The 12,041-nt window shown below is 59.6% G+C and carries 14 protein-coding genes; 7 read left to right on the top strand and 7 right to left on the bottom strand.

The genetic code is table 11. From position 1 onward, the window contains the following. Nucleotides 1–7 precede the first annotated feature (7 nt). On the bottom strand, nucleotides 8–856 hold the full coding sequence (gene queF / locus WIR04_RS05290; protein WP_338891038.1) for an NADPH-dependent 7-cyano-7-deazaguanine reductase QueF: 849 nt from the start codon (nucleotides 854–856) through the stop codon (nucleotides 8–10). A gap of 105 nt (nucleotides 857–961) precedes the next feature. Here queF and syd point away from each other — a divergent pair, with 105 nt between their 5' ends. Beyond that, complete coding sequence (gene syd, locus WIR04_RS05295; protein WP_338891040.1) at nucleotides 962–1,510, top strand: SecY-interacting protein; 549 nt, start codon at nucleotides 962–964, stop codon at nucleotides 1,508–1,510. Nucleotides 1,511–1,597: 87 nt separating this feature from the next. Here the strand turns inward: syd and WIR04_RS05300 are convergent, their stop codons facing one another. The 5 genes from WIR04_RS05300 to WIR04_RS05320 all read right to left on the bottom strand — a co-directional run bounded on the left by WIR04_RS05300 (nucleotide 1,598) and on the right by WIR04_RS05320 (nucleotide 4,582). Further along, nucleotides 1,598–2,383: a Zn-ribbon-containing protein gene (locus WIR04_RS05300; RefSeq protein WP_025327932.1), complete on the bottom strand. Its 786-nt coding sequence runs from the start codon at nucleotides 2,381–2,383 to the stop codon at nucleotides 1,598–1,600. A 9-nt stretch (nucleotides 2,384–2,392) separates the two neighbouring features. Next, nucleotides 2,393–2,689, bottom strand: coding sequence for a hypothetical protein (locus WIR04_RS05305; RefSeq protein WP_338891042.1), 297 nt, complete (start codon nucleotides 2,687–2,689; stop codon nucleotides 2,393–2,395). A 193-nt stretch (nucleotides 2,690–2,882) separates the two neighbouring features. Further along, nucleotides 2,883–3,119 carry a DUF2789 domain-containing protein gene (locus WIR04_RS05310; RefSeq protein ID WP_025327930.1) on the bottom strand — a complete coding sequence of 79 codons (237 nt, stop codon included), beginning with the start codon at nucleotides 3,117–3,119 and terminating at the stop codon, nucleotides 2,883–2,885. A 66-nt stretch (nucleotides 3,120–3,185) separates the two neighbouring features. Continuing rightward, complete coding sequence (locus WIR04_RS05315; RefSeq protein WP_025327929.1) at nucleotides 3,186–3,482, bottom strand: DUF3301 domain-containing protein; 297 nt, start codon at nucleotides 3,480–3,482, stop codon at nucleotides 3,186–3,188. A gap of 71 nt (nucleotides 3,483–3,553) precedes the next feature. Continuing rightward, nucleotides 3,554–4,582: a DUF3549 family protein gene (locus WIR04_RS05320; RefSeq protein ID WP_338891045.1), complete on the bottom strand. Its 1,029-nt coding sequence runs from the start codon at nucleotides 4,580–4,582 to the stop codon at nucleotides 3,554–3,556. Between the two features lie 213 nt (nucleotides 4,583–4,795). On the opposite strand from WIR04_RS05320, the gene WIR04_RS05325 reads away from it, so the two are divergent. From WIR04_RS05325 to ptsG, 6 genes are all read left to right on the top strand, one after another. Beyond that, nucleotides 4,796–5,131, top strand: a complete 336-nt coding sequence (locus WIR04_RS05325) for a YqcC family protein (RefSeq protein ID WP_025327927.1) — start codon at nucleotides 4,796–4,798, stop codon at nucleotides 5,129–5,131. A 70-nt stretch (nucleotides 5,132–5,201) separates the two neighbouring features. Continuing rightward, nucleotides 5,202–5,948 carry a tRNA pseudouridine(65) synthase TruC gene (truC, locus tag WIR04_RS05330; RefSeq protein WP_338891048.1) on the top strand — a complete coding sequence of 249 codons (747 nt, stop codon included), beginning with the start codon at nucleotides 5,202–5,204 and terminating at the stop codon, nucleotides 5,946–5,948. Nucleotides 5,949–6,133: 185 nt separating this feature from the next. Next, nucleotides 6,134–6,574 (top strand): flavodoxin, encoded by a 441-nt coding sequence (locus WIR04_RS05335; protein ID WP_025327925.1) that lies wholly within the window; start codon nucleotides 6,134–6,136, stop codon nucleotides 6,572–6,574. A 519-nt stretch (nucleotides 6,575–7,093) separates the two neighbouring features. Further along, nucleotides 7,094–8,431: a maltoporin gene (locus WIR04_RS05340; protein ID WP_025327924.1), complete on the top strand. Its 1,338-nt coding sequence runs from the start codon at nucleotides 7,094–7,096 to the stop codon at nucleotides 8,429–8,431. A 90-nt stretch (nucleotides 8,432–8,521) separates the two neighbouring features. Next, the gene (locus WIR04_RS05345; protein ID WP_338891050.1) at nucleotides 8,522–9,496 is read left to right on the top strand and encodes a MalM family protein; all 975 of its coding nucleotides are present in this window, start codon (nucleotides 8,522–8,524) and stop codon (nucleotides 9,494–9,496) included. Nucleotides 9,497–9,925: 429 nt separating this feature from the next. After that, entirely contained in the window at nucleotides 9,926–11,356 is a 1,431-nt protein-coding gene (ptsG, locus tag WIR04_RS05350) for a PTS glucose transporter subunit IIBC (RefSeq protein WP_025327922.1), read from the top strand. A 180-nt stretch (nucleotides 11,357–11,536) separates the two neighbouring features. Here ptsG and WIR04_RS05355 read toward each other — a convergent pair whose 3' ends face one another. Then, complete coding sequence (locus tag WIR04_RS05355; RefSeq protein ID WP_025327921.1) at nucleotides 11,537–11,920, bottom strand: DUF3461 family protein; 384 nt, start codon at nucleotides 11,918–11,920, stop codon at nucleotides 11,537–11,539. Between the last annotated feature and the right edge of the window lie 121 nt (nucleotides 11,921–12,041).

Below are 12,041 nucleotides of genomic sequence, written 5' to 3' on the forward strand. Positions count from 1 at the left end.
GCCGGGCTTACTGGCGGATGAGGCGCAGGTTGGCGGGCACCGGCTCCCAGTCGCTGCGGAAGGGGTTGATGTCCAGGCCCCCGCGGCGGGTATAGCGGGCATAGACGGTCAGCTGCTGCGGGGTGCAGAAGTGCTTGAGATCGATGAAGATGCGCTCTATGCACTGCTCGTGGAACTCGTTGTGCTGGCGGAAGGAGATGAGATAGCGCAGCAGCTTCTCCCGATTGAGGCGCGGGCCGCGGTAGTGGATCACCAGGGATCCCCAGTCCGGCTGGCTGGTGACCAGGCAGTTGGACTTGAGCAGATGGCTGTGCAGTGTCTCTTCCACTATGTCCGCCTCTGCGGCCCCTTGCAGCAGGGTCTGGTCAAACTCGTAGCTGTCGATCTCGATGTCCAGCTCGTCGATGCATTCACCCGGCAGCAGCGCTATCTGGTGGGGAGCCTGATCGAGGGGGAAGAGGGTGACACTCACATCCGCCCCGGCACAGGCGCTCAGATCCTGGACCAGCAGTGCCTGCACCGCCGCCAGGGAGTCGCAGCGGGTCTGGTTGAAGGAGTTGAGGTAGAGCTTGAACGACTTGGATTCGATGAGGTTAGGGCTGGTGGCGGGCACGGCCACTTCGCCGAGCGCGACCACGGGCTTGCCCTTGGCATTGAGCCAGGAGAGTTCGTACAGGGTCCAGACGTCGCAGCCCTGGAAGGGCAGCGTTTCGCCAAGGCCGAGATCGTCGCGGTTCAGACTGCGTGGCACGGGTTGCAGCAGGGACGGGGTGTACTGGCTGATGTAGGCGGACTGCTGCCCCAGGCTCAGGCCCTGCAACGCGCTGGCGCCTGCGTATCTCTCTTGTTTGCTCATGCTTGTTTGCTCACGCTTGTCTGATAAAGGGTTTGATGGTGCAATGCCCGGATTTTTCGGTCAGGTTCTTGCGGCGATCAGAGGCCGCTATTGTGGGGAATATCGATGTCGGATCAAGTCCTGTCTGCCCTGGAGCAGTTCTTTTTACGCTGGCAGCGCGATGGCGAGGCGAGGCGAGGGCTGCCTCTGTGCGAGTGGGAGGCCGACTGGCGCTCCCCTTGCGAGCTGGATGAGCCCAGGGAGGGGCGGGTGGCCTGGCGCCCGCACCGGCGCCCTGTGCCCGCCGACTTTGCGGCCATGGCCGATGCCCTGGAGCTGACCCTGCACCCGAGCGCCCTTGCCCTGTTTGGCCACTGGTTCAGCCGCCCGCTCCCCTGCTGCTACAAGGGGCTGCGCATCGAACTCATACTGCCGTGGAACGAGGCGGATCTGGATCTGCTCAAGGAGAACCTCATCGGCCACCTGCTGATGCTGCGCAAGTTGAAGCGCCCCCCTTCGCTCTTCATCGCCACCACCCGCAACGAGATGACGCTGATATCGCTCGACAACGAGAGCGGCCAGGTCTGGCTGGAGTGGCTGGACTCCGGTCGCCGTCTGGTGCTGGCCCCCTCGCTGCCCGATTTTCTCGCGCGGCTGGAAACCTTGCCGCAGTAGGCGGACCCGTTTTCCCTAGCCAAGCATGAAAGAAGGGCCTTGCCATCCGGCAAGGCCCTTCTTTCATGGGGGGGAACGGCGCAGGAGCTAGTCCTTGAAATCCCAGGAGAGGTTGGAGACCAGCCGGCAGGGATCGCACTTGAAGTCGAAGATCTCGTGCAATGGGGCTGCCAGTGCCCAGTGGCCGCCACAGCCCGGGCAGGGGCGTGCCAACTCCGCCGCCTTGCTCAGGCCGCCGACCCTGTAGAGGTAGTAGTAAGTCGGGATCCCGCAGAGCCCCTCCAGTCGTCTGGCCAGATCGCTGCCCCGGCGCTGCAGGCGGCTGCCCACCTCGCTGATTTCGTGCAGCACAGCGTGCTCGGCGATGGAGCCATTCATCTGCAACTGATCGCAGGCCTCCCAATCCTCCTGCCACTTGATGATCTGCTTGTGGTCGCCGTTGGCGATAGCGGGCAGACGGTAGAGCGGAATGGGGGCGAAATGATCGCCGCAGCGCAGGGGGGAGCAAGTGTGCACAAAGCTGGTGTAGAGCAGCATCCAGCTCGGCCGCTCGCCCTCCTGGCCGCAAGGATCCGTGCTGTCGGAGAGCAGATCCATGCCGAGCAGATGGGGCTTGGGGGCCAGCAGTCCCGCCTGGTGCAGGCCCTGTTCGGCCAGCGCGACCTGCTCGCTCTGGTTGTCCGGGTGCAGGCTGTCCTGCTCCGGGCAGACCACCCGGCTGACGAAGCAACCATCCTGCATGCTGGTGGGAAACTCCCGCCCCAGGATCTGCCCCTGGTAGCGCAGCATGTCGAGGTAGTTGACGATGGCCGGCTCGGCTTCGCCGAGGGAGGTGTCACGGTAGCATTCAAAGTTGAGTTCGAGGATATACATGGGGAGGCATCAATCCTGCTGCTGTTTGAGCAGCAGGGCGGTCAGGCGATCGACCTTCTGCTCGAGGCGATTGAGCTGCTCGCCCAGCTGTTGCAAATCGATGGCCTGGGCCGGGGCGGCAGCGGTGGGCGCGCTGGCCGGGGCTGGGTCTGCCGACTGGGGCTGTTGCTTCCACTGGCTCAACACCTTGAGCAGCTCCGCCATGGGCACGGGGTGACTGAGGCGGGCCTTGACCATGGCGGTGGAGGGGGTGATCCCCCTGGCACTCAGTTCATTGGCTATCTGGATGATCTCTTGGGCTGACATCTTGGCTCCTGCGCTGCTGTCTTGCTGCTTGCGGATGGTGGCACAGAGCTTAATCAAAGCCTGTCCATCAGGAAAGCGGCGCCAAGGGGGGAGGCTCAGTTTGTTGAGGTGGGGGAAACCGGGGCGATTGAGATGTGATTGGTGGCACAGAGCTCAAACCCCGGCCCTCGGGAAAGCGGGGGACGCGGGCCGCTCAGTTTGCCTGGCGCAGCATCACGTCCAGTTGGTCGATGGCTTCGGACCAGTCGGAGTCGTTCCAGAGTGCGTCGCGCAGGAACACGGCCTGGGAAGGGCTCCAGAAGCTGGCCTCTGGCAGCAGGGTCTGGTTGTCCAGATGGTGCTCACGGATGAAGCGGTGCAGGCTTATCTCGTCATTGGCCAGGCCCAGCTGGGCGAAGAGGGCAGGCATGTCATGGGTCAGCAATTCCATCTCGTGTCTCCTTGAAGGGCGATTGTCGAGAATTATAGCCAGCCGCCACGGCCTTGCCCTTATGGGCTAGGAGGGGAGGCGATGGGGCGGCAGCTCGACCCCGGCGACATGCAGGCCCTGCATGCAGAGCTGGCCCTGGTAATGGCTCTCCCCGTCGCTGGAGAACTCGAACTGGTAATAGGTCAGCAGGCGCAGGGGCTTGTGCCCCAGGGCGCGATGGGTGCGAGCCAGCGACAGCAGTTGCAGATCGTGATGCTGGCAGTATCGCCGCATATATTGCCAGGCCAGCTCCGCCTGGCGGCGCTGTTGCCAGAAGGCCCAGCCGATGGCTCCCAGCAGCAAGATTCCAAGCATTTCTCCCATCAGCGGGTTCCTTCTGTGATGTATGGCCTGGGCCGTGCTTCCCCGGGAAAGCACAGCCGCACCGAGAGTGGTTATACCGAGGCGAACAGTCGGCCTATGGCCTGGCCGAGGGCCTCGCTGCGCTCGGGGTCACGCAGCCTTGCCAGCATATCATTGCGCAGGGCGGGCAGTGTCACCAGCTCGGCAAAGACCTGATTGAAGAACTGGGTGGGCTGCAGGGCGAGCTGCTCCAGAAACAGCCCCAGCAGCTCGGGGTTTTTCAGATCGGGCCAGAGACGGCCTGCGATGGCGAGCAGCAGGGCCGGGCTCGGCCGGGTGTGCAACAGGGTGAGCAGCTTGTTGCTGCGCAAGGCATTGCCTGAGCAGGAGGCCAGCGCCCGGCACAGGTAGGCCAGGGTCTCGGCATTGGGGTCGGCACACTCCTGCTCCTTGCCGATGCGCTCGAGCAGGGCACCCTGCAGCGCCGGGGGCAGGGGGGCGTTTTCCAGGCTCTGGCACAGGGCGTAGAGCGGCTCCAGAGGGAGCCTTGGCAGCGCCTTGCACACCAGGGCCAGATTGCGTTCATCCTGCAGCCGCTCCGCCAGATCGGCGAAGCCTTGCAGCCCCAGGGCCTGCCACCCCTCTTCCCCCGGCGCCGCCAGGTAGTGGCAGAGGGCCTCGTAGTAGGCGGAAGGCGCCTGTTCCAGCTGGCGGGCCAGCTTGGCATGCAGGCTGGCCATCTTGGCCTCGGCCGGTCGGAAGGTGTAGGGATTGTCGGCCAGTCGCTGCGCCTTCTCCTCGTCCAGATCGCCGGTGAGCTTGTAACCCAGGGTCTCGATCACCTGATCCATGAAGTGCTTGGGGCCGCTGGCGATGAGCAGACCATGCTCGTCGAGGGCAAACTTGAGGAACCAGAGGTAGTGCCTGGATTCAGCTGGCTGGAAGAAGTGCACACCGAGCCAGGCATGCTGTTGCAGTGGCCAGGGGTAGGGCTCCTGCTGCTGTTCGATGCGAACGAAGAGATCGCTCGCCAGCGGGCGCACCTGGCGGCCCATGTCGAACAGCTGGAACTGGGTCTCGGCCTGGGTCAGAAATTCGGTCAGGGTATTGATGGCAGACATGAAGGCATCCGGCTGAATGTGATGCGGGCGATTATAAGGAGGCTGCATCAGATAGCCAGTGGTGCAGGTGCGGGCCATGAAAGTGATGGCAGCATGGCAGCCACCCCGGGGGCGGTGTATAGTAACGCCCCTTTTTGGCACGCGTGTTTGAATGAAGACGGGATCCCTGCCCTCTGGCAGCGGGATGACCGTCGAGACGAGGAAGAGGACGAGATGAATCAATATTTGCTGGTCGCCGGTCTGCTGGGTGAACTCACCGCCGAGTTGCAACGCCTCGAACGCTGGCAAGCCGAGCATCCGGGGGCCGAGGCGCTGGCGAGCGAGCTGCCGTTTTGCGTCGATACCCTGAGCTTCGATCAATGGTTGCAGTTCGTGCTGATCCCGCGCATGGAGCAACTGGTGCTGCTGCAGGCGCCGCTGCCCACCAGCGTATCCCTCTATCCCATGGCGAGCGAAGCCTACAAGGACGAGCTGGCCGAGGTGGCCGGACTGCTGCGCCTCATCGGTCGTTTCGATCTGCTGCTGACCGGAAAAGTGGTGGAGCAATGATCAATCCCCTGCCTGCCCAGCCACGGGCTCTGGCCGCGGCGTACTTCATTGGCGATACCCGGAGGGCGGCATGAAACTGACTCTGCTCTATCAGGATGACTGGCTGGTGGCGGTCAACAAGCCGTCGGGCCTGCTGGTGCATCGCAGCTGGCTCGACAAGGCCGAGACCCGTTTCGCCATGCAGATGACCCGGGATCTCATCGGGGGGCGTCATGTCTACCCCGTGCACCGGCTCGACAGGCCCACCTCTGGGGTGTTGCTGTTTGCCCTCGATCCCGCCGTGGCCCGTACCCTGACCGAAGCCTTTGCCGCCCGTCAGGTGCACAAGGAGTATCTGGCGCTGGTGCGGGGCTGGGCCCCCGAGCAGGGGCTGATCGACTATCCCCTCAAGGAGCAGCTGGACAAGATAGCCGACGCCATGAGCTCCCCCGATCGCCCGGCCCAGGAGGCGGTGACGGCGTTTCGTCGCCTGCACCAGGTCGAACTGCCCCACGCCGTCTCGAAGAAGCACCCCACCAGCCGCTACAGCCTGGTCAGGCTCTTCCCCAAGACGGGCCGCAAGCATCAGCTGCGTCGTCATCTGGATCACCTGTTCCACCCCATCGTCGGCGACACCACCCACGGCGATGGCCGGCATAATCGCTTCTTTCGCGAGCACTATGGGTGCGAGCGGCTGCTGCTGGTCGCCCACCGCTTGAGCTTCGAGCACCCGGTGCTCAAGGTGCCGATGCGGATCCAGGCGCCACTCGGCCCGGAAGTGCTGGGCCTGTTCGCCAGGCTGGGGTGGCCCGCCAGCGAGAGCGACTACGGCGCCTGACCCCCGTCATCATTTGTGACCTCTGACCGGGCTGTGGCATGCTGTAGGCCACGTCTGTCAGAGGAACCACTTATGGCTCAACGAGATACCCCGCTAGCAACCCCGCGCCCCCAGGCCCTGTCCGGGGCCAAGACTCCGGGCATGATGCCAGAGTCGGGCCCTCTCCTTCGCTCAAGGAGTCGCTGATGGCCGACATCGATATCCTGGTCGGCACCGTCTACGGCTCGGCCATGCTGGTGGCCGAGACACTGCGGGATCACCTGCAAGCCCAGGGGCATGTCTGCCAGCTCTTCGACGAAGCCGAGCTGACCGACATAGACGGGTCCCGCTTCTTGCTGATCGTCAGCGCCACCACGGGGCAGGGGGATATTCCTCCCAATCTGCAACCCTTCGCCACGGCGCTGGCCGATCGCGCTCCTTATATGAAGGGATGGCGTTATGCCCTCATCGCCATGGGGGACAGCAGCTATGAACACTTCTGCGGGGCCGGACGCAGGCTCGATGAGCTGCTGCAGGAGCTGGCCGCCGACGCCCTGGTACCGCGCCTGGAGATAGACGCGACACTGGAGGATGAGCCTGAGGTGGCGGCGCTGGCCTGGTTGAAAAGCTGGGAAAATAGGCTCTAGCCGGATTGCCTTAGTATTTTAAATTTCTCCCTCGTGAGCATGCTCACGGGGGAGTGTTATTTTGGGGCTCACTTAACCTTCCTTGAAATATATCCCGCATTTTATCGGGTTATTTTCCCCCGTCAGATCGGATTCCTCAGACCCATATTCATCAGAACGGCGACACATCAGAAAATTAAAAGTTCCGCACTGAAAGCGATTTCAATCATGTTTTCGTCACGGAGTGACTGATTAACCACTTAATCTTCATCGCAAATTAATAGTTGAAAGCGCTTTCTTTGGTGTGATTTTGCGAGCTTTATTTATTTATTGGTGTTTTATTGCCTTGTTTTGCATTTTCAGACTTGATGTATGTCGTCCGGGGTGGGGGCGCGCGATTTGTCACCGTTTTGTGAATCAGCTCATGTTTGTCGCGAAATTGGCTACATATAATCGACCCCGGTTATCGCTGAAACGTTTTTCAGTGATAAGAACTTGAATATCAGGATCACACTCCCAGCGGGAATAAGGAAAATGAAAATGAAAGCAAAGTGGCTCCCGATTGCAGCAGCAGTAACCGCTGCCCTGGCTTCTCAAGCCGCCTTCGCCGTTGATTTCCACGGCTACTTCCGTTCAGGTGTCGGTGTTTCCGGTGACGGGGACATGGTTAAATACAACGTCAACAAGGTTGGCCGTCTGGGTAACGAAAATGATACCTACGGCGAAGTGCAACTGGGTCAGGAAGTCTTCAACAAAGATGGCAAGACTTTCTATGTAGATTCCATGTTTGCCATGGCATCCAACGGTTCCAATGACTGGGAAGGCACCGGTACCGTCTGTAACTTCGACGCCAAACAGTGCAACGGCGACTCCGACTTCGCACTGCGTCAGTTCAACGTACAAGCCAAGGGCCTGCTGGGCTTTGCACCTGAAGCCACCCTCTGGGCCGGTAAGCGTTACTACCAACGTCACGACATCCACATCTCTGACTTCTACTACTGGAACATCTCCGGTGCCGGCGCCGGTATCGAAGGCATCCAGGCTGGTCCTGGCAAGGTCTCCTTCGCCTGGGTTCGCAACGACCGCAGCGCGGCCGATGTGTTCGGTCAGTACACCCAGACCGGTGTAGATGCCAACGGTGATCCGACCTATCAGAAGAACGAAGATCTGAACGTCAACACCCTGGACCTGCGTTATGCCGGTATCCCGCTGTGGCAAGACGGCTCTCTGGAACTGGGCGTTGACTATGCCATCGTCAACGAGACCGAAGCCCAGAAAGATCTGAAAAACGACAACATGAAAGACGGCGTCATGCTGACTGCCGAACTGACCCAAGGCATCTTTGGCGGCTTCAACAAGACCGTGCTGCAGTACGGTACCGAAGGCTACTCCAAGACCATGGCCTACTACGGTGATGGCTCCTGGTACGGTGCCGAAGCCAAGGGCGGTGCCGACGGCTACCGTATCATCAACTGGGGCGTCATCCCGATGGGTAACTCCTGGGAAATGGGTCACCAGCTGGTCTACGGTGTAGGCAACGAGATGTGGAGTGGTCACGACGAGACTCAAACCTTCTCCGCCGTTGTCCGTCCTATGTACAAGTGGGATGACTTCAACAAGACCATCTTTGAAGGCGGTATCTTCAAGGACAAGACCAGCTACACCAGTGGTGGCAGCGACAAGGATGGCGGTTACAAGCTGACCCTGGCGCAGGCCTGGTCTGCCGGTTCCAGCTTCTGGGCCCGTCCGGAAATCCGTGTGTTCGCTTCCTATCTGGCTGATACCGAAGCCGATGGCTCCGGTAGCAAGAACAGCTTCGAAAGTGGCACCTCCGATGACACCTGGCAAGTTGGCGTCCAGGCAGAAGCCTGGTGGTAAGCAATATCTTCAGTTAAGTTAGTCACTGCCCCCTGATGGGGGCAGTTTTGTTTAGCAGGATTTGGCAACCGGGTTATGGAGATAAGAAGAATGAAACTGGTAAAGATGTCTATCGCGGCCGTGGTTACCGCGCTGTTGGCCGGTTGTTCCGGTAGCATGGTGGTGCCCGTACAGGAACACGCCTCCATTCTGAGTAATGCCGATCAGGCCAAGCAGGCCCTCTCCCAGGCCAGCAGTTGCTGCCAGGGGTTCAACGAATTCAATTATGTGGCTCTGCCGGAGGGGGATACGCTCCTGACCCTGGATGGCAAGCAACCCAGCTATCAGTTTGACGAGGGGATGAGCTATTTTGCCGCCTATCGTCTGCCGGCCAATACCGGCAACCTGGCCATCACTCTGGCCTCCCAGGTGAGCAAGACGGTACTCGTGCCCAAGGTGATCATGCTGGATGCCCAGTTCAAGGTAACCCGCGTGCTGGGTGAATCTGTCTTCACGTATCAGCCAGCCCACCTGCTCGACAATGACAGGATCGAAGGCAAGGTGTTCGTGGACCGCAGCATGCCGGGCAATCCCGCGGCCGAAACCTACATGGTGATCTATGCCCCGGCCGACGAGCTGTCCGGCAGCACCACCATATTGCATCCCGCCAAGGCGTTTGCCCGTGCCAATGGCACTGTCGAGCCGGATATCAAGGATCCCGTCATCCCCCATTCCCCCTGGGGCCTGCTGCAACTCGAGGTCGTCGACATGGCCAAGGGGCAGGGCCTGGAAGCCGTGTTCAAGCCCGAGTATTCGGACAAGGTGGCGATGAGTCAGGCCAAGCCAGCCACGACGGCCGTGGCTGCGACGGCGGCGACTACTGCCGCTGTTGCCGCTACCCCCAGCACACCTGCCCCCGCCATGCTGAGCGAGACCGAGACCTTCTACAACAGCCAGATCGAGAAGGCGGTCAAGGCCGGGGATATCGACAAGGCGATGCAACTCGTGAGTGAAGCCGAGCGGGCCGGTTCAACCAAGGCGAAATCCGTCTTTATTGATGCGGTGAAGCGTTCACAAAAAAACTGAATGACTGAATATATGTAGACTAATATTTATTTCAGGCCTCCCTTGTTGGAGGCCTTTTTAATCGGTAGACTGGATAATATAAAACATCAATGTGTTACATTGAGTTACAATAAGTTTCCTTTGGCATTATGTAGTTTCTCTATGATTTATTTTGAAGTGATTCTTTTCTTTTTGCCGCGTGACTATAACAATACGAAATAATATTCAAGATTCCCTCCCTTCCCCTTATTTAATTATCTTGTGATCTCTCCTCCAAATTTATTATTCCCTTGGGTGCGGTGCAGGCATTTTAAAAGCTGCTGGGTTATATTCTGTTGGTCAAAATAAGCAACCCGGGAAACGCATCCAGTACAACGTCAGATGAAGAAGGTCGTCATCTATAGCTGCACTGAGTCGTTGACGGAAAAAAATCCATTCAGGAGCGCACACATGTTAAAAAATGCTTTCTCTAATCTGCAAAAGGTCGGTAAGGCGCTGATGCTGCCCGTATCGGTCTTGCCCGTTGCAGGTATTCTGCTGGGGGTGGGCGCTGCTCACTTCAGCTGGTTGCCGGAAATTGTCTCCCAGCTGATGGAGCAGGCCGGTGGTTCAGTGTTTGGCCAGATGGCACTGCTGTTCGCCGTCGGCGTGGCACTTGGCTTTACCAATAACGACGGTGTATCCGGTCTGTCTGCCATCGTCGGCTACGGCATCATGGTCGCGACCCTGAAGGTCATGGCACCTGTGATGGGCGTCGAAAGCATAGACACCGGTGTGCTGGGGGGTATCCTCGCCGGTGGTGTCGCTGCCTGGGCGTTCAACCGTTTCTACAAGATCCAGCTGCCCGAGTACCTTGGCTTCTTCGCCGGTAAGCGTGCCGTGCCCATCATCACCGGCTTCGTCTCCATCGGCCTGGGTGTTGTGCTTTCCTTCATCTGGCCGCCGATCGGTGGTGCCATCGGTGCCTTCTCCGACTGGGCTGCCAACCAGAACCCGGTACTGGCCTTCGGTATCTACGGCGTGGTCGAGCGCTCCCTGATCCCGTTCGGTCTGCACCACATCTGGAACGTCCCTTTCTTCTATCAGGCTGGTACCTGTGTCAACGCCGCTGGCGAAACCGTACACGGCATCATGACCTGCTTCCTGACTGCTGATGACGCTTCCCGTGCTGCCGGTAACGGCTTCGGTCAACTGGCTGGTGGTTACCTGTTCAAGATGTTCGGTCTGCCTGCTGCTGCGTTTGCCATCGCTCACTCAGCCAAGCCGGAAAACCGCGCCAAGATCGTTGGTATCATGGCCTCCGCTGCCCTGACCTCCTTCCTGACCGGCATCACCGAGCCTATCGAATTCTCCTTCCTGTTCGTAGCACCTGTGCTGTATGCGATTCACGCTCTGCTGGCCGGTCTGGCTTACGTCCTGACCAACATGCTGGGTGTCGTTCACGGTCACACCTTCTCCAACGGCTTCATCGACTTCGTGGTGCAATCACCCCGTGCCGATAACATGCTGCTGCTGGTCGGTCTGGGTCTGGTCTACGCCGTCATCTACTACGTGGTCTTCACCGTGGTTATTCGTGCCATGAACCTGAAAACCCCGGGTCGTGAAGATGAAGCTGCTGAAGAGACAGTTGGTCAAAGCAAAGACGAGATGTCTGCTGCCCTGGTGTCTGCCTTCGGTGGTAAAGAGAACATCGCCTCCCTGGATGCCTGCATCACCCGTCTGCGTGTTGGCGTGAAGGATGTGGCCAAGGTTGACCAGGCTGGTCTGAAGAAGCTGGGCGCCGCCGGTGTGGTGGTTGCTGGCTCCGGCGTACAAGCCATCTTCGGTACCAAGTCCGACAACCTGAAAACCGACATGGACATCTGGATGAAGAGCAACTAATCCTGTTGCCTGACGATCAGAGTTCTTGAAGAGGGAGGCGCAAGCCTCCCTTCTTGTTGGGCGCTGGTCAGCCCGCTGGGCGAGGGGTCGAGCAGATCCGGGGGGAGGACGTTGGCATCTCCCTGTGCATCGGCATTAAAAAAGGCGCCTGATGGCGCCTTTTGCTGGGTGGGAGACTGCCTAGAGTTTTTCCAGGTCCCGCTCTATTTCGCTTATCTTGTTCTGCACCACTTTTTCCAGGTGGCGCAGGTCGCGCAGGATTTTCTTCTTGATGTCCTGATCGATCTCGACCTGTACGCCCTGGGTCAGGTTATCCAGCTCATCCACCACGTACTTGAGGTTGGCGTTGATCTCGGTGACATCCTTGTACTCATGGGTGCCCGAGTCTATCAGCATGGTCTTGCGCTGACGGGGATACTTGAATTTGACGCTCTTGGCGAAGAACTCTCCCTTCTGCTTCTTGAAATAGATCTTGAGGATGTCGTGGTTGGCTTCCTGGCGCAGGGTATAGCTGTCCACTGAGGTGGGCTCCTGGATCCCCAGGCTCTTCAGATTCTCGTACATCGGGCTTCCTCGGTTTGAAACGATCCTGACCCATCTATCTTAACCGAGTCACAGTGGCTTGCCTGTGACAGGAGCGCCAAAATCACCAGGGCCCCAAAAGATTCCTTTTTGCCGCTGTTCG

This window comes from Aeromonas rivipollensis (assembly GCF_037811135.1).
Lineage (GTDB): Bacteria > Pseudomonadota > Gammaproteobacteria > Enterobacterales > Aeromonadaceae > Aeromonas > Aeromonas rivipollensis.